Origin of the sequence: Paenibacillus sp. LHD-38, assembly GCF_031157315.1 — a bacterium.
In the GTDB taxonomy this organism is placed as follows: domain Bacteria; phylum Bacillota; class Bacilli; order Paenibacillales; family Paenibacillaceae; genus Pristimantibacillus.
In genome coordinates this window covers 64,932-81,738 of the sequence record NZ_JAVIFU010000017.1, presented here as the reverse complement: position 1 = coordinate 81,738, position 16,807 = coordinate 64,932, and the positions used below count along the sequence as shown (strand labels likewise).

At 48.2% G+C, this 16,807-nt stretch carries 19 protein-coding genes and 1 pseudogene; 4 read left to right on the top strand and 16 right to left on the bottom strand.

Annotation, left to right across the window (positions count from 1 at the left end):
• Positions 1–47: 47 nt before the first annotated feature.
• A complete protein-coding gene (locus RCO25_RS16305; RefSeq protein WP_308997199.1) occupies positions 48–548 on the bottom strand; it encodes a hypothetical protein in 501 nt (166 codons plus the stop codon).
• Positions 549–744: 196 nt separating this feature from the next.
• Positions 745–1,224, bottom strand: a complete 480-nt coding sequence (gene fur / locus RCO25_RS16300; RefSeq protein WP_308997198.1) for a ferric iron uptake transcriptional regulator — start codon at positions 1,222–1,224, stop codon at positions 745–747.
• A 213-nt stretch (positions 1,225–1,437) separates the two neighbouring features.
• Between fur and rpmE the strand changes: the two are divergent.
• Positions 1,438–1,575 (top strand): annotated as a pseudogene (gene rpmE, locus RCO25_RS16295) (50S ribosomal protein L31); the annotation flags it as partial.
• An 83-nt stretch (positions 1,576–1,658) separates the two neighbouring features.
• On the opposite strand, the gene RCO25_RS16290 reads toward rpmE, so the two are convergent.
• Genes RCO25_RS16290 through RCO25_RS16280 form a run of 3 tightly spaced genes read right to left on the bottom strand, consistent with a single transcriptional unit; the run spans position 1,659 to position 3,221 of the window.
• Complete coding sequence (locus RCO25_RS16290; RefSeq protein WP_308997197.1) at positions 1,659–2,441, bottom strand: SDR family NAD(P)-dependent oxidoreductase; 783 nt, start codon at positions 2,439–2,441, stop codon at positions 1,659–1,661.
• A 32-nt stretch (positions 2,442–2,473) separates the two neighbouring features.
• Positions 2,474–2,884 carry a DUF4265 domain-containing protein gene (locus tag RCO25_RS16285; protein ID WP_308997196.1) on the bottom strand — a complete coding sequence of 137 codons (411 nt, stop codon included), beginning with the start codon at positions 2,882–2,884 and terminating at the stop codon, positions 2,474–2,476.
• Between the two features lie 40 nt (positions 2,885–2,924).
• Positions 2,925–3,221, bottom strand: a complete 297-nt coding sequence (locus RCO25_RS16280) for an antibiotic biosynthesis monooxygenase family protein (protein ID WP_308997195.1) — start codon at positions 3,219–3,221, stop codon at positions 2,925–2,927.
• Positions 3,222–3,362: 141 nt separating this feature from the next.
• On the opposite strand from RCO25_RS16280, the gene RCO25_RS16275 reads away from it, so the two are divergent.
• Positions 3,363–3,710 carry a hypothetical protein gene (locus RCO25_RS16275; RefSeq protein WP_308997194.1) on the top strand — a complete coding sequence of 116 codons (348 nt, stop codon included), beginning with the start codon at positions 3,363–3,365 and terminating at the stop codon, positions 3,708–3,710.
• A gap of 84 nt (positions 3,711–3,794) precedes the next feature.
• On the opposite strand, the gene RCO25_RS16270 is transcribed toward RCO25_RS16275, so the two are convergent.
• Both RCO25_RS16270 and RCO25_RS16265 read right to left on the bottom strand, forming a co-directional pair.
• Positions 3,795–5,906: a transglycosylase domain-containing protein gene (locus RCO25_RS16270; protein ID WP_308997193.1), complete on the bottom strand. Its 2,112-nt coding sequence runs from the start codon at positions 5,904–5,906 to the stop codon at positions 3,795–3,797.
• Between the two features lie 243 nt (positions 5,907–6,149).
• Positions 6,150–6,383 carry a spore coat protein CotJB gene (locus tag RCO25_RS16265; protein WP_308997192.1) on the bottom strand — a complete coding sequence of 78 codons (234 nt, stop codon included), beginning with the start codon at positions 6,381–6,383 and terminating at the stop codon, positions 6,150–6,152.
• Positions 6,384–6,744: 361 nt separating this feature from the next.
• Here RCO25_RS16265 and RCO25_RS16260 point away from each other — a divergent pair, with 361 nt between their 5' ends.
• Positions 6,745–6,903 (top strand): hypothetical protein, encoded by a 159-nt coding sequence (locus tag RCO25_RS16260; RefSeq protein ID WP_308997191.1) that lies wholly within the window; start codon positions 6,745–6,747, stop codon positions 6,901–6,903.
• A 139-nt stretch (positions 6,904–7,042) separates the two neighbouring features.
• Here RCO25_RS16260 and RCO25_RS16255 read toward each other — a convergent pair whose 3' ends face one another.
• Positions 7,043–8,191: an MFS transporter gene (locus RCO25_RS16255; RefSeq protein WP_308997190.1), complete on the bottom strand. Its 1,149-nt coding sequence runs from the start codon at positions 8,189–8,191 to the stop codon at positions 7,043–7,045.
• A gap of 109 nt (positions 8,192–8,300) precedes the next feature.
• On the opposite strand from RCO25_RS16255, the gene RCO25_RS16250 reads away from it, so the two are divergent.
• Positions 8,301–9,461, top strand: a complete 1,161-nt coding sequence (locus tag RCO25_RS16250) for an acyl-CoA dehydrogenase family protein (protein ID WP_308997189.1) — start codon at positions 8,301–8,303, stop codon at positions 9,459–9,461.
• 1 nt (position 9,462) lies between these two features.
• Here the strand turns inward: RCO25_RS16250 and RCO25_RS16245 are convergent, their stop codons facing one another.
• The 8 genes from RCO25_RS16245 to RCO25_RS16210 all read right to left on the bottom strand — a co-directional run bounded on the left by RCO25_RS16245 (position 9,463) and on the right by RCO25_RS16210 (position 16,702).
• On the bottom strand, positions 9,463–10,191 hold the full coding sequence (locus RCO25_RS16245) for a PIG-L family deacetylase (RefSeq protein ID WP_308997188.1): 729 nt from the start codon (positions 10,189–10,191) through the stop codon (positions 9,463–9,465).
• On the bottom strand, positions 10,188–10,499 hold the full coding sequence (locus RCO25_RS16240; protein WP_308997187.1) for a DUF1806 family protein: 312 nt from the start codon (positions 10,497–10,499) through the stop codon (positions 10,188–10,190). The genes RCO25_RS16245 and RCO25_RS16240 overlap by 4 nt, the downstream gene beginning before the upstream one ends.
• 162 nt (positions 10,500–10,661) lie before the next feature.
• On the bottom strand, positions 10,662–11,732 hold the full coding sequence (locus tag RCO25_RS16235; protein ID WP_308997186.1) for a sulfate ABC transporter substrate-binding protein: 1,071 nt from the start codon (positions 11,730–11,732) through the stop codon (positions 10,662–10,664).
• Positions 11,733–11,766: 34 nt separating this feature from the next.
• Positions 11,767–12,831 carry a sulfate/molybdate ABC transporter ATP-binding protein gene (locus RCO25_RS16230; protein WP_308997185.1) on the bottom strand — a complete coding sequence of 355 codons (1,065 nt, stop codon included), beginning with the start codon at positions 12,829–12,831 and terminating at the stop codon, positions 11,767–11,769.
• A 3-nt stretch (positions 12,832–12,834) separates the two neighbouring features.
• The gene (locus RCO25_RS16225) at positions 12,835–13,632 is read right to left on the bottom strand and encodes a sulfate ABC transporter permease (protein WP_308997258.1); all 798 of its coding nucleotides are present in this window, start codon (positions 13,630–13,632) and stop codon (positions 12,835–12,837) included.
• Positions 13,632–14,393: a sulfate ABC transporter permease subunit CysT gene (gene cysT, locus RCO25_RS16220; RefSeq protein WP_374992121.1), complete on the bottom strand. Its 762-nt coding sequence runs from the start codon at positions 14,391–14,393 to the stop codon at positions 13,632–13,634. Before cysT ends, RCO25_RS16225 begins: the two co-directional genes overlap by 1 nt.
• 290 nt (positions 14,394–14,683) lie before the next feature.
• A complete protein-coding gene (locus RCO25_RS16215) occupies positions 14,684–15,316 on the bottom strand; it encodes a YigZ family protein (RefSeq protein WP_308997183.1) in 633 nt (210 codons plus the stop codon).
• Between the two features lie 36 nt (positions 15,317–15,352).
• Positions 15,353–16,702 (bottom strand): glucose-6-phosphate isomerase, encoded by a 1,350-nt coding sequence (locus tag RCO25_RS16210; protein ID WP_308997182.1) that lies wholly within the window; start codon positions 16,700–16,702, stop codon positions 15,353–15,355.
• Between the last annotated feature and the right edge of the window lie 105 nt (positions 16,703–16,807).

Here is a 16,807-nt window from a genome sequence, read left to right as displayed (position 1 = left end):
AATTGCTAACTGCAACATAAGGCCCTAGGATTCCGACAAATTGTTGTTTATTCGACAGCGGCGCTTTCGTCAAAATTCAGCAGCGTTATCCTCTCATATGCCTCGGCACACCGCTGCATCAGGAGACAAAAGGAGCGGTTATGCCCGATAAAAAACGAGGAAAGATCATAGCGGCTGAAAGCCGGTTCATAAGTAACTAGAAGACGTTGCTTCATGAAAGCTGAAGCAAAACGAACGAACGCCTCCGTCCTATCAGAAGCATGAATGGTTATATAGGCGTACAAAGAATGTTCGAAGGGATCATCCAGCAGGCTAACCCCTGCGCAGGAAAACTCCGTCGGGATTCGGAGCTGCCTGAGCAAGGAAAGCGCAGGAAACAATTCCGCATCGACCTCAAAGACTTCCAGCACCCTAGTAAGCTTATCCTTCCTTTTCTGTTTGCTTCGTGTCACCCAAGCGTTCAGCTCCAGCTCCCTGCGCTCCCATTGCGCGTCCGTCTGCCGGCTAAGTATCTGCTCTGCTTCTTCATTTAAGGATCGGCTTGGCATCGGCTCCACTCCTTTATTTTTCAGGAAGCTTTTGTATGACCATCTTGGGTAAGCAACTCTTTGCTATATCCTCATAATTAAACGTAATAATTACGATTATAGCGCATTACACTCATTACGATGTGAATACGGAAGCTTAGTGAAAAATAGAGCCTCTCCCTTTTACCGCGGAAAGGCTCCCTCTATAGTTTCCTAATTAAGAAACAGCTTTACGGCCCCGCTTGCAATTGCCCTTGGCGCATGACTTATAGGTTCCGGTAAAATCAAGCCGGTGATCAATCACCTTAAAACCAAATTCCCGTTCAATTCGCTGCTCGATCTCGCTTAACCAATCCTCTTTGATTTCAGTGAGCGAGCCGCATTCATCGCAAATCAGGTGATGATGCATATGCTCATGTCCTTCTTCGCGAAGATCATAACGAGCTACGCCGTCTCCAAAATTCATTTTTTCTACGACATGAAGCTCTGCCAGCAGCTCGAGTGTACGATATACGGTCGCAAGACCAATCTCTGAATATTTTTGCTTAACGAGCATGAAGACGCCTTCTGCGCTCAAATGATCCATTTCGTTCTCGAGCAGCACTCGCAATATAATTTCACGTTGAGTCGTCAGTTTATATCCGTTCGCCATCAAATGCCGATTTATTCGGTCCATTTCTGCCGTGATATTTAACATGCAGAGATACCTCCTCTTATTATAAAGCCTATACATATCTGCAAACCCATCTATGTAAAGGCTTACTTTTAGAATGATTATAATTTAATGGTAGTATACTTTGGCGAAATTAGCAAATACCATATTTTAATAACTGCTCAAGCCGTCTCCTTGACATTGATAACAATTATCGATTATGATACAGCTGCAGTTATTTCGTAAAGATTACTAATAAAGGACAGCAACAGCTATCCCGTTATCCGCGTTGACACAAGCTCCGCTTCGCATCCTTTCTATACCGGCAAACAACGCAATACTGATAAAGGCGGACGCGTCGATCGCTTTAACCAACGTATTCAGCAAAAGAAATAAGCCATAAACCGACAGAGAAGCTCTTAACGGCCGCCTTGAGAAAGGCAAGCTGCCGGAGCTTCTCTTCTATTTATCGGAATCGTCTAGAGCACCGCCGATATGCCTCCGTCGATATTGACCGAGGTACCAGTCACAAAGGATGCCGCTTCTGAAACGAGGAAGCCGATCACATTGGCCGCTTCCCGCGCATTCCCTATTCGTCCCAGCGGTATGCCGTGACGCGGATCGGCTGCGAACTCATCCCAGCTTAGCTCAGGTGCTTTCGCTTGCCACATCCGCTCGATTTGAGCGCTGCGAATGAGACCGATGCATACCGCATTCACGCGTATGCGGTCCGCAGCCAAGTCCTTGCTCATCGCCTTCGTAAGCGCCAACCCTGCCGCGCGGCTGACCGAGGTTGGCAGCGATGAGGCGCCTGGCGTTTTCCCGCCTACTGCGGTAACGTTGATGATTGCACCGCCGCCCGCTTCACGCATATAGGGCAGAACGGCGCGGGAAAATTGAACGGCTCCGAGCAGCTTTAAGTCCAAATCCGCTGCCCACGCTTCATTTTCTACCTGCTCGAACGGGCGGGCTGCCGATGTTCCTGCATTATTAACGAGGATATGAACGCCGCCAAACCTTGCGACAGTTTCTGCAACCGCCCGAGCCGCCTCATCCGTCTTCGAAACATCCGCGCTGATTGTCAACGCTGCTTTGCCTGTCTGTTCCTTGATTTGCTCCGCCGCGCTTTGAAGCGACTTCTCTTCCCGCGCGACGATGGCGATCTCCGCACCTTCAGAAGCGAGCAGCAATGCCGTTGCCAGGCCAATCCCCTTGCTTCCGCCCGTAATAATCGCAATTTTCCCTGTTAATCCAAGCTCCATGTCCATTTCCTCCTTTGCATCTGACCGACGATTTACTTTTGAACCATTCTTATCACCTTTTGAACCTCGTCATTGATATCAATTTCTGTATGGGCAGGCAAATTCACGATAAAGATACCCCCAAAGACCTGTTGTGACTTCCCCTGCCAATCACGAATTTTATTTTTTAACATTTTTAGCTCCAAGGAATAAATAACCTCTTTGCTCAGCAGCCAATTATGCCGGCTAAACGTAGACTTTTCAATGGTTTCTATGTAGATGGAAACATCCTCGAGCGTTTTTACCCGAATAACATCCCCGAAAGCTACGTTTTCGGTAAATACAGGATTTTCCTCAATGCGATATAAGTCTTCGTCCAGTTGTACGACATCTAATACTTCTACTTCTCGGCCTGCGCCGTCGAAGCAAAGATGCAACGGTATAAAATCTCGAATGCTGCTCACCCTCTATATCTATTTTCAGTGAAGCTTCTTTAAAGCCATTCTAGCTTATATCCACATTCGTAAAATGCTCTACGGTCGGGAATGGATCGTAGTAGTGATGCAGCAGTCTTTTCCACTCCAAATATTCCGCTGAACCGCGAAAGCCCTCCGTATGATCCTCCAGCGTTTCCCATCTTACGAGCAATATATATTTTCGTTTTTCTTCTAAGCACTTTTGAAACTCATGGCTTCGATAGCCCTTCATGCTGGAAATAATGGTTGACGCACGCTTGAAATCTCGTTCGAACTCATCTGACATGCCTTCTTTAACATGTAAAACAGCTACCTCCAGGATCATATGATCAGCTCCTTTATCTCTCAATCTAGCATATACGAATTCCAAAAAAAACACCACATCCCAGAACTGATCAACGATTCATAAAAATGTTGGTTGATGGAAACATTATTTATAGAGAACAAAAAATAACAGGAGGTCGTTTTGAATTATATCTATAGCTCTTCGCTGCTGCTAACGGGTCTGCTTATCGTTAACCTTATTTACTCTTATCAAAGCAAACACATTGACCCTCATTTTTGGACTACCGTTAAGTATCAGCTGCTTGCATTGCCGCTATTTTTAATAGCTAATTTATGCATCGGATACGGCATTAAGCTGGGGTACAAAGTACTTGGAAATCTAGGTTATGTGCTGCTGGCGTCAAAGGGTCTTGAGATGTTTATCTCCCTGCTCATGGGGTTTATCTTTATGCGGGAAGCCCCTACATGGCGAACATGGATTGGCTTAACCATTGTCTTTATAGGCTTCATTGTCGCAAAAGGAAAATAAGGGAAGGTTTCCACATGCTTGGAGCATGCGGAAACCTTCCCTACCCTGTCTCAGGAACTGCATTTGTTCTATTGCGAATGGGTTTTAGTCATTATCATTATCGTCATCGCGGTTCTTGTCACGATTCTTATTACGTCCATTGCCTTTTTCTTCATCCCTTTCCTTGTCCCTTTCCTTTTCTCGTTCTTTTTTATTTTTCTTTTCCTCTTTTTCTCGCTCGCGATCGCGTTCTTTATCTGATTTCCATTCATTTTCTTCATCCGAGTTATTATCGTTATTAGAATCATCTTTCTTCTTTTTTACAAAGAGCTCGGGTGCCTTCGGAAACGACAGGATCGGCTCATCCTTTAAAGCTCCTGTGAATAACGCTTGAAATACTGCCGCAGCCGCCTTGGAGCTCGTTGAAAGATAGTGGCTGCTATCCGTTTGGTCATATCCAAGCCATACCGCGCCTACAAGCTGAGGCGTATAGCCCACAAACCAGTTATCCTTTGCGCTGTAGCCTGTCGTCCCTGTCATTTGCGTTGTTCCGGACTTGCCGGCAAGCGGGCGGTCCTCCAGCTCAGCTGCTTCACCCGTGCCTTCCTTGATAACACCCTCCAGCATGGCTGTCATCGTGCGCGCAATTGCAGGCTCCGTTACCTTCTCGCTGCTTGTGCTTTGCTCGAATTCTGCTAGCACGGAGCCATCCGCGGATTCTATGCGTGTAATGGCATGCGCATGCATGCGTACGCCGTCATTGGCGAACACGCCGAAAGCTTCAGCCATATGAATCGGTGCTACTCCTTCATGCAGACCGCCCAGGGCAAGACCAAGCGTCCGGTCCTCATCCGTCAATGGAATGCCGAATCGTTCCGCTGCATCGATACCTTTTTGAATGCCCATCTCGTTTAATAGCTTCACAGCCGGAATATTATAAGAGTTAATAAGCGATTCGTATAGAGATACTCGTCCGTGAAAGGAGCCGTCTGCATTCTGAGGCTCATAGCCGTTCATATTAATCGGTTCATCCACCAGCTCGTCATTCGGCTTATAGCCCATTTCTAGTGCAGGCGTGTAAACGGCTATCGGCTTGATCGTTGAGCCCGGCTGGCGCTTTAGCTGTACGGCCCGGTTAAATCCGCGAAAGGGCTGCTCTCCTCTTCCTCCCACAAGCGCACGAATGCCGCCATTTCGCGGATCAATCATGACAGCGCTGCTTTGAATAAGCTGATCGGCGGAACTATCCGGAAATAGTGATTCCTTCGCGTAAACCTGCTCTGCCGCTTGCTGCATTTTTGTATCCAATTCCGTATATATTCTCAGCCCGCCCTGAAGAACTTCATTCTCCGATAGTCCGTACGCTGTCATCGCCTCGCGGATGATCTGATCCACATAATAAGGATAACTAATATCATCTATCCTGTTAGGCTTGGAGCTTAATAAACGAATGGGCTCATTAACAGCCTTGCTGTATGTCTCATCGCTGATTAAAGCTTGATCCTTCATCAGCTGAAGAACAACATTCCTTCTCTCAAGCGCTTTATCATTATGCTTATAGGGAGTAAGTGCCGAAGGCGCCTTAATCACGCCGGCCAGCAATGCGGCTTCCGCTAAAGTGAGCTGCTTGGGTTCTTTTCCAAAATACGTATTCGCTGCGCGATTAATCCCCCAAGCTCCTTCGCCAAAATAAATTTGATTCAGATACATCCCCATAATTTCCTGCTTGTTGTAATTTTCCTCGATTTTTTTGGCAAGCAGCACTTCGTTCCATTTCCTCGACCAGGTCCGTTCCTGCGACAAAAAAACATTTTTAGCCAGCTGCTGGGTAATCGTACTGCCGCCTTGGACCGTTCCTCCTGAGGTGAAATTCGTAACAAATGCTCGGCCAATCGCCCGCATATCCATGCCGTCATGTTCAAAATACCGTTTATCCTCTACCGCTATGACAGCATCCACCATATGTTTGGGAATGTCGGCATATCCGATTTCCTCGATTTTATTAAATGAAATACGGGTAGCTTCTGCTCCGCTTTGATCGTACAGGATCGTTGCTGCAGGCAGCGGCACATCAAGCCTGGCAATATCCTGTGCGTTTATCAGAATCCGAAAGGTTGTCCATCCGCCAAGCAATACGATGACCAATAAGGCGGTAAAAAGAACAAGTATCGTCTTTAATATTTTTCTTTTCTTTTGTAAAGCCGGATTGATTCTCATTATGTTTCCCCCAAGCTGATGCTTATCTCTTTTTTAAACCATTCGCAGACTAATAAGTTTTTTAGTACGTTGGACTTATTTCCAGAAGATTTGCACAAAAAATGCCAGAGAACAGCTTCCTGTTCCCTAGCATCTTTTAGACTCATTCCTATTTGCTTAAACATCATCATTCAGCACTGCTTAAAATTGAATCAAGGCTTTAATCATGCATGTCCATCTTTATGGCATTCTTGCTCTATTTGATTACGCCTGCATTTCCGAAAGAGAAAGCTGTGCATAAGCCTCTGCCCATAAAAGCATAAAGCCCTTTCGTTTATCCACAAATTGTTGGTACTGCACTATTGCGATTTCATCCTCTGGGTTTGTTTTCAAATAAATTTCAAGCTCTGTTATCGTTTGCTCAATCTCATATAATACATCCCTGCTGCTATAGCTTCTCTCCGCGCTTTTCTGCAACTGATTCCAACCTTCATTCAACGTTTCTCCTCCTGCTGCCCTATTCTATTGTTTTGCAAAGTGATTTGGCAGACCTGCAGCAATAGGGCTTCGTTATCTACTATATTCAGAACCCCTCCATTTAGAACCGGCATTTGGAAAATAACAATAGAGGATATCACCTGCCGCAAACAAACAAACCCCGTTTCTGCGGAATGCGTATTACATTCGACTATTTCCCGAGAAATGATCGAAAATTATCGATAGGTGAAACAACGTTTATTGAAGGCTGCAAATGAGTGAACGGATTGGTATGCAGCAGCATCGCATGTATACCCCTTGTTTCAGCACGCTCTCAAGAGGGTAATGGAGAATAACAAAATCACTTAAGGGAGTGGTTCAAATGGCAACGCAACGTAATCTCGATATTGAAGAACGTCATGTGGAGAAGAAGTCTGATACCAGCTTGGTCGCATCTACCTTCATCAAATATGCTGCCTATGTCCTCATCTTTTTCGGAGCCTTGTACTTCTTGGTACGTTATGTATTCCCTATGTTCTAAAAGTGACTAGTGTAAACGGCTGTCGCAGTCCTCTACGGCAAAAACAGTCGTATCGCGGTCATATATCAAAAAATGAGGCAGCCACAGAGTCGGTTAGACGACTTCACGGCTGCCTCATTTTCACGCGGGCAGCGGATTACTAGCCGGACATAGGGAGGCGGCTCGGCGATCGTTTTTGTAAAAAGATATACATGCCCGAAGCTGCCGCGCACAAAATACCCAGGATCAAATATAACGCCTGTACACCCCAATGATCGACAATTAAGCCGCCTGCGGCATTGCCAACAATGCCGCCCAGCCCCCAGGTAACCGCTGCGAAAATCGTTTGCATCGTCGCTTTCGTACGGTCACTGGAATAGCTCTCGACCACCTCGACTGCCGTACCCGCGGCAAAAGCAAAAGCGATCCCATCCAACAGCTGCATGGCTAGCGTCAAATAAACATCAGCGAAAGTAAATAAAAACAAATATTTAACGGAGTAAATGGCGGCGGCTATAAAAAGCACACGGAACCGCCCGATTCTACGGCTTAGCTTAGCCGATATCCAAAACATTGGCACTTCAATAATAGCCGCCACTGCAAACGCGCTGCCAAGCAGGCTTTTGTCAAATCCAAGCTCTTTAAAATAGATAGGCAAGAACGAAAAGTTGATCGCAACCGACATAAATGTCAGCATGCTGACTCCGACAAAAAGGATAAACGGCCTATTGCCTACAACCTCGCTCATCTGCTCGAAAATCGTTGTTTTCTTTTGCGCAGGTTCTGTTTTTGGGAGCATAAATAGAATGAACGTTAAGACCAAATTGATGGCCAAATAATAAAAGAATATGTAGTCATAGCCGTATTTTTCATATAAAAAACCCGTTATAAAGGCACCGATTGCATAGCTAAGCGCCCCCCAAAGCCTTATGCTTCCGAAGGAGAATCCATCCCTCTTCCCTATCTCTACGGCAATGGAATCGCTGAGCGGCCCCATAGAGGACTGGAACCATGAGAAGAAAACGGAAAGCGTAATAATCGCGTACAGATTGTCAAAGTAATAAAACAAGGTCCCGATGACAGGTGCTGCAATCGCCGATACTAGCAGTATTATACGGGGATTGCTTGAACGGTCATTCAGCATGCCCATGATAGGTTGAGCAATGACGCTTACCAATGCCCACAAGGATAAAATAAGCCCGACTATAGTATTGCTGAATCCTTTATCTCTGAAATATAGGCTCATATACGGCATATAGACCGATAACGCTAAATAAAACAAAAAATAATATGCGGCTAATCTTCTCATGATGGTTCCCCTTTATTTCGCTTTTCATTATGCAATGGTCAGAATGGCCTCCGGTTATGGTAAAATGCGAGAAAGGAACTGACGTATTGATGATAGGAGTGCATCTTAAATGGGACGATTAATCGATCAATATATCCGCAGTGCAGCGGAGAGGGAATATGCCGAGAAAATAGATGCATTAGCCATCCGTTTTGCCGAAAGAGCGAATAGCCATGACCGGGAAGGCTCATTCCCGCATGACAATTTTGCCGACTTACAGGATGCCGGCTACTTAAAGCTTACGGTACCGAAAATATTTGGAGGCGACGAGGCATCGCTTCACGAACTCGTATCGCTGCAGGAGCGCTTAGCATACGGAGACGGTTCGACTGCTCTGGCAGTCGGCTGGCATCTCGGACAAATGCTCCACCTGCGAACGACTCGGAAATGGCCGGATACACTGTTTAACGAGCTCTGCCGTGCAGTCGTATCCAATGGGGCTATGATCAATACTTTTGCAAGCGAAGCCGCATCAGGAAGCCCCAGCCGCGGCGGCAGGCCCGAAACAACCGCGGTCCGATCAGAAAACGGCTGGCTCATTACAGGCCGCAAAACGTTCAGCACCCTGTCGCCTATACTTGACCGGTTTGTCGTAACCGCTTATATGCCTGAGGAAGAAGCGACAGCTGATTTTCTGATCTATAAGAACGACCGGGTCAGTATTATCGAAACATGGGATACGATCGGCATGCGCGGAACAGGAAGCCATGATGTCGTTATGCGCGAGGTCTACGCTCCCGATGAACACCAGCTCACCGGAAAAGGCACAGATGATGGCGGAGGCTGGCTTCTTCATATCCCTGCTTGCTACCTAGGCATTGCAATCGCCGCGCGTGATTATGCGATCTCCTTCGCGCAAGCCTATCGTCCGAATCATCTTCCAGGCCCAATCGCCGAACTAGCAACGGTTCAACAGGCAATTGGACAGATGGAAATCGAGCTCCGGACGGCCCGCTCGCTCGTTTATGAAGCCGCTGACCGCTGGGATCGCGACAAGGAAAGCCGACCGTCATTGCGGTCTGAGCTGGGACTAGCAAAGTATGTCGCTACGAATAACGCGATTAAAGTGGTCGACATGGCCATGCGAATCGTGGGCGGCGCCAGCTTATCCAGAAACCTGCCCTTAGAACGCTATTATCGCGATGTTCGAGCGGGTCTCCACAACCCGCCGATGGACAATATGGTGCTGCAAACACTCGCATCAAGTGCCCTAAACGAAAAAGGACAATAACTCACTCCGCAGAGTAAGGTTGAAATAAATCATCGGCGACAAGAGGCTTGGAGGCTTGCTTCCCAGCGATAAAATACTCATACCGACCAAGCCTTGCAAGCGCCTCCCGATCCGGCTGCCATACCCACTCGTCAATTTCGGTTTGGCACCGATGCGCACGGAATGCTGCGAGCTTGGCCTTCAAATGCTCCCGAACATCGATTTTCACAATGTCCTGCTTCGTGTAACCGAATGGCTCGGGGGTTTCCATTGCATTTCCAAAGCTGATGAAATAGAGGGAGCCCTGCTGCCGGGTTCGGTGAAATGCCGCGGTGGCTGCTTTCCCAATGGCACAGTGATCGGGGTGTCCGCCTAACGTTTCATGAAAGGTGAGTACAACATCAGGACGGATCTCATCCATCAACGCGCCTATTCTTTCGATTAATCGGTTCGAATCATAAAACTCGACCATTTTATCACGGATATCGAAAAATTCCAGACGCTGGATGCCCAGCGCTTCGCAAGCTTCCCGCAGCTCCTTTTCCCGAATCTCCGGCATGGACTCTCTATTTACATAAGGCGGATTTCCCATCCGGCGCCCCATTTCTCCCCGAGTGGCACTTACAAGTGTAATCTGAGCCCCCATGCTCGCATACTTAGCCAACGTTCCACCGCATATAAAAGACTCATCGTCAGGATGAGCAAACACGGCCAGTAGCCTGTGCTTTCGATTATTAGCATTTATTGTCATTCCAGAAACGGCTCCTTTCCTAGGTGAAGAGCGACATTCATCCTGCCAAACTCGTCAAAGCCGGCAAGCAGCAGCTTACCGTCCGTCCTTATTTCATAATGAGTGAGACCTTCCGAGCGCAGCCAGCCTATTTCATCAAAGCGCAAAGCAAGCCGATACGGCCCATCACCTGCGATAAAAGCCTCTTCGAGCCGCACTTTGAAATTTCGAACAAAAACGAAGGAGGTCGCTTCACTATGAAGATAGACCTCTTGCGCTAGGAAACCTTGGAACGCAGCTTCCAGCTTAGGCTTGTTTATGTATTTCATCGCCTTTTCATTCCCCTTCGATAAAATTAATAGGAGCTATTACATTTTAGCATGAGCGTTTGTTTGATCACCAACATTTCCTTATCCTTTATTCCGCAATCAAACCAAAAAAAAGCGCTTCAGACGAATGCCTGAAGCGCTCTTTTGGTTTGCTCTCATGAATTACAAATCGGCTAGCACTTGGTACCAGATGCCTTTTTTCGAATAAAGGTTTTTTCTGACCTCGGGCCAACCGCCTAAATAGGAGATATCGAATAGCTCATCCGGCACCGTATAACGCTCTTTCGTATCCACGGCAACCTTCTCATCCACTGCACGGAAGCCGTGCTCAACGAACAAACGCTGTGCCTCGTCGCTATGCAGGAACGCGATAAAAGCTTCGGCTACCTTACGGGAGCCATGCTTATCTGCATTCTTATCCACGATGGCTGCCGGGTTCTCGATCAAAATCGTGCTCTTCGGCACGACGATGTCGTAATCGACACCCTTCTTAATGCGTGCGAGCAGCTCATTCTCATAAGTGACGATAACATCGCCAACCCCGTATTCAAAGGCGGCCATTGATGCGCGTCCGCTTTTGTCGAGCGATTCCACATTAGCGTGAACAGCTTTCAGGAAGCTTTTTGCGTAAGCCTCATCCTTCGTGCCGCTTTTCTCTTCCGATTGCTTCAGGCCCGCGCCATAAATGGCATTTATGTCCCACTGCGCCCCGCCTGAGGTCTTCGGATTGGGATAAAGCACCTTAACGCCCTTCCGAGTCAAGTCCTCCCAATCCTTAATACCGAGCGGATTCCCGGCACGGGTACCTAATACAACGATGGAGTTCGTAATGTTCCCGCCGTTACTCTGAGCCTTCCAATCATGCATAATGAAGCCGGCATCCGCGATTTTATCCAGATCGCCTTCCATCGCAAGAATAGCGACATCCGCTTCAAATCCTCCGGCAATCGCACGCGCCTGTGTCCCTGAAGCCTCATACGATTCCTGAAAGGTTACCTTCTGTCCCGTCTCCTGCAGCCAATAATCTTGGAATGCAGGGAGAACGTCAGCGAAAGCGTCCTTCACCACCGAATATGCACCGATTACAAGTGTTACATCGCCGTCCTGTACGGTAGACCCAGCCGCATTGCCGTTCGTCTGCTCTTCTTTGCCGCAGCCCGCTGCCGCAAGCAGCAGGACTGCAGCTAGCAGCAGGATGAACATGCGCTGACTTGTTGCTCGATTGATTTTCATGTTCGCATACAACTCTTTCTACGTAGCTTATTGGTTAGATATGAATAGGCATTGGATCAACCTTCAATTTATTTTCCTCAATCCAGCTTTCGTTGTCATTGAACAAATAAGCACGGTGCACAAGCACGCTGACCTGATCCCCTGGATGCAGCACTTCCTTCTCAAGCGAGCGGTACGTAATCAGCTTTGTATCGCCAACGAGCAGTTCAACCATCCACTCGCTGCCGCGGAAATGCAAATGCTTCACTTTACCGGGGAGCGTAGCGGAGGCCAGCTTGATTTCTCCCGGCTTGCCAATCTCAATATATTCCGGACGAATAAGCGCTTTGGTTCCCGGACGGTTTGCCGCGTCTTCAAAGCCTTTGAGCTGCGAAATATTGTCCACGATCGTGGATTCGCCGATAAAGCTGGCGACGAACGGCGTCTCGGGATTTTTATAAATATCCCATGGGCTGCCTTTCTGTTCAAGCTTGCCCTTGCTGATGATCATAATCTCATCGGCTACTTCAATCGCTTCCTCTTGGTCATGCGTAACGAAAATGGAAGTGATGCCGACACGCTCGATCATTTCCTTCAGCCAAGTGCGAAGCTCCGTCCGGATCTTGGCGTCGATAGCCGCGAACGGCTCATCGAGGAGGAGGAGCTGCGGCTCTGGCGCAAGCGCCCTTGCGAAAGCAACGCGTTGGCGCTGTCCGCCGGATAGCTGATGGGCATACCGATGCTCGAAGCCCTTCAGGCCCGTAAGCTCAACCAGATACATGACACGCTCGCGAATTTGCTCCTTGGATTGCTTCTTCACTTTTAAACCGAAAGCTATATTGTCATACACGGTCATATGCTTGAACAGCGCATAGTTTTGAAAGACAAAGCCGATCCCGCGCTCCTGCGGAGGCAGATCGTTTACGCGCTTGCCATGGAAAATAATATCGCCCGAGGAAGGGGACTCAAGCCCCGCCAGCATACGAAGTATGGACGTTTTACCGCCGCCGCTCGGTCCGAGCAAGCCGATCAGATGCCCTTTTTCGATTTCAAAGCTAACATCCTTCACTGCATGAAAATCGCCAAAGTTTTTGTTTAGGTTCCGTACTTCAATATGCATGGCTTAATGCACTTCCTTTCGTTTTTTCGCCCATTCCATTAGGAGCAGCAGTCCGACGGAAAATGCCGCTAGAACAAGAGCTACGCCATTGGCGGCAACAACGTTAAAATTTTCTACGTCCTGATAAACGAGTGTTGTGGCCGTTTGTGTTTTATTCATAATATTTCCGGAAACGACGAGCACTGCGCCAAATTCGCCAAGTGAACGCGCTACCGTCAGAACAACGCCATAGATAACTCCCCAACGAATCGAGGGCCATGTCACCTTCCAAAACGTATACCAAGAGTAGGCACCAAGGGTGGATGCCGCTTCCTCCTGCTGCGCTCCGATCTCCTGAAGCACCGGCATCACCTCGCGCACCATAAGCGGGAACGTCACGAACAAGGTGGCTAGAATCATGCCTGGCAGCGCATATACAATCTTGAAGCCCGCATCCTCAAACAGGGTGCCAATAATTGTATTCGGTCCCAAAATAAGAACGATCATCAGACCGCCTATAACCGGTGATACCGCGAACGGCAAATCTACCATGCTGTTGAGCAGACGCTTCATCCGCCGTCCGATCCACTCGGCACGGACAAGATACATCGCCAGCATAATGCCAAACACCGTGTTCAAGCCCGTAACGACTACGACGATGATGCCAGTCATCATAAGCGCGTGCAGCGACTGGGGCCTTGTAATCCCCTCTATAAATCCGCTCCAGCCGTCAGCCCATGAGCCGGTAAAAATTTTGATCAACGGGGCGATAAGCAACAAACCAAAAACGATATACGTTAATGTAATCCACAATCTTCTCATCATTGGTCGCTCCTCCTGCCTTGAATGAGGTTAACCGTCCAGAGGATGAGGAAGGATAGCGTCAGCAGCAGCACCGATACGGCGGCCGCTCCTTGCGGATTACTGCTTTCAATTTCTCCAAAAATATAAACCGATGCGATAAGCGTCTTACCCGGAATATTGCCGGCTACGAGCACGACTGCGCCAAATTCCGCTAGTCCGCGGGAGAAGGCAAGCATAGCACCGCTTAAAATGCCTGGCAGCATCGTTGGGAATATAACGCTGAAAAATGTTTTCGCACGTGTAGCGCCTAAGGTATAAGCCGCTTCTTCCTCCGATTTGTCCATTTCCTCCAGCAGCGGCTGAATCGCCCGAATAACGAACGGAAACGTAACAAACAGCATCGCTACGATAATCGCAGGCTCATGAAACACAATCTCGATGCCGATCTTCTCCGCCAAGCCTCCAACGAAGCTATTCGGGCCGAGCAGCAGCAAAATCATCAGTCCGCCGACCGCTGTAGGCAAAGCAAACGGCAAATCGACTAAACTATTGAGCAGGCGCCTTCCCGGAAAACGGTATCGGATAAGTACCCAGCCGATCATCGTGCCGAGAAATACGTTCAGAATCGTTGCGATAACGGCCAGCTTCACCGTAAGCAGCACGGCTTTCCAAGCTAATGGATCAGAGACGCTTTCCCAGAAAGGGGTCCATCCAAGCGAAAATGATTGCGTGTAAATGCCGACGATGGGTAATACGATTAGGATGACAAAATAAAGCATTATGGTGCTTCGAAAACCGAAGCTCCACCCTTTTCCGCGAAACAAAGCATTCACTGTGACTTTACCTCCAGACCATCGGCTCGTGCCGCAGGTGTAGCAAAACAAGTAAAAACATAATTCCTATTAAGTTACTAGGTATTAATAATGTAGCATCCAAACTGGGATTAAGTCAATAATAAATTTAGAAAAACTAATCGCCTTTATAGCCTTTTCTTATGAACCCTTCAGATAAAAGCGGCCCTATGTACAAAAAGAGAGGAGACCAGCTTCCGCTGATACTCCTCGTCTTCTTATTCACCCTCAATATAATAGGCATTCTCGCCTTCTGTAACGACCGCCTGCCCTTGCGTCAAATCGGTTATCCAAGCGATAAACGCTTCTGCGTCAGGCGCTTCGGGCAGGCAGCGCACGATGACACGGTCCGTAAAATCCGTTCCGCCTACGCGCGTCCCCTTGCCGTGCAGCTCGTTCTCCAGCTTGCCGTACCATGTATAATCCACATCCACGAACACTTCGCGATGAAGCACGTTTACGATTTCATCAGCTGCCTCGATTCCGGCAACCGCGCCGTCCGTGTATGCACGGACGAGCCCGCCTGCTCCAAGCATAATGCCTCCGAAATACCGCGTCACGACGACAGCGATATTTTTCAGCCCTTTATGCTTAATGACCTCTAGAATCGGCTTGCCCGCCGTTCCGCTCGGCTCCCCGTCATCGGACGCCTTCTGAAACTGATCGCGCTCGCCCACCATGTAAGCAGAACAGTTATGCGTCGCCTGTTTATGCAGCTGCTTGATCTCGTTTATAAACGCGACAGCTTCCTCTTCCGATTCCACTGGCTTCGCGTATCCGATGAAACGGGATTTCTTGATCACGATCTCAGCGCTAGCCTGCTGCCTGACCGTTCTGTATTTCTCCAGCATAGGCTATGGCTCCCGTATACCGATCAAGCCGGCCTGTTACAGCCTTGCTTCCAGCTCGGCTTTTTCTTTCTCAAAGCCCGGCTTTCCGAGCAATGCGAACATATTCTTCTTATAAGCTTCAACGCCCGGTTGGTCGAACGGATTAACGCCAAGCAGGTAGCCGCTGATTCCGCATGCTTTTTCGAAGAAATAAACAAGGTAACCAAATGTATAAGGTGTCATGTCGGCAATGTTTACGATAAAGTTCGGAACTTGTCCGTCCGTATGCGCAAGAAGCGTTCCTTCGAATGCTTTCTTGTTAACGAAGTCCATCGTTTTGCCTGTCAGGAAGTTCAGACCGTCAAGATCCGCATCGTCATGCTCGATGGAGATGTGCTCTGTCACTTCTCTTACTTGAATGACAGTCTCAAAAATGTTCCGGTTACCCTCTTGGATAAACTGGCCCATCGAGTGCAAATCTGTCGAGAAATCTACCGCTGCCGGGAAAATACCTTTAAAATCCTTACCTTCGCTTTCGCCGAAGAGCTGTTTCCACCACTCCGATACGAAGTGCAGCGACGGCTCGTAGTTAACGAGAATTTCGGTTGCTTTGCCTTTGCGGTACAGCGCGTTGCGGGCTGCGGCGTATTGGTAAGCCTCATTCTCAGCAAGGTTAGGGTTGCTGTATTCTTTGGATGCGTCAGCCGCGCCCTGCATGATGGATTCGATATTGATCCCGGCAGCAGCGATTGGCAGCAAGCCTACAGCCGTAAGAACGGAGTAACGGCCTCCAACATCGTCTGGAATGATAAACGACTCATAGCCTTCCTCGGAGGAAAGCTTTTTAAGCGCGCCCTTCTCGCTATCGGTTGTTGCATAGATGCGTTTGCGTGCTTCTTCTTTGCCGTATTGCTTCTCAAGCGCTGCGCGGAATACGCGGAATGCGATTGCCGGCTCTGTCGTTGTGCCTGATTTGGAAATTACATTGATCGACCAGTCGCGGCCTTCAACGAGTTGCAATAGATGAGTAACGTAAGTGGAGCTGATATTGTTTCCTGCGAACAATACCTGCGGCGTTTTGCGCTGCTCTTTAGGTAAAATATTATAGAAAGAATGCGACAACGCTTCGATAGCTGCGCGAGCGCCAAGATAAGAACCGCCGATACCGATTACGATCAGTACCTCCGAATCCGATTTGATCTTTTCTGCAGCCTTTTGGATGCGAGCGAACTCTTCTTTATCGTAGTTAGTCGGAAGGTCGATCCAGCCCAGGTAATCCGAGCCCGTTCCTGTCCCGTTATGTAATTGCTCATGCGCAAGGCGAACAGATTCCGCCATATAATCGATTTCATGCTGACCAATGAAAGTCAGCGCTTTGCTGTAGTCAAACTGTACTGTTTTGCTCATGTAAATTTAAACCTCCTAAAATTTTGTGAAACAAAACCTCGTAAGCATCAGCCTAACGCTTGCGAAGCAAAAATGCTTCTTATAGGGAACGCTTAAAATAAATCC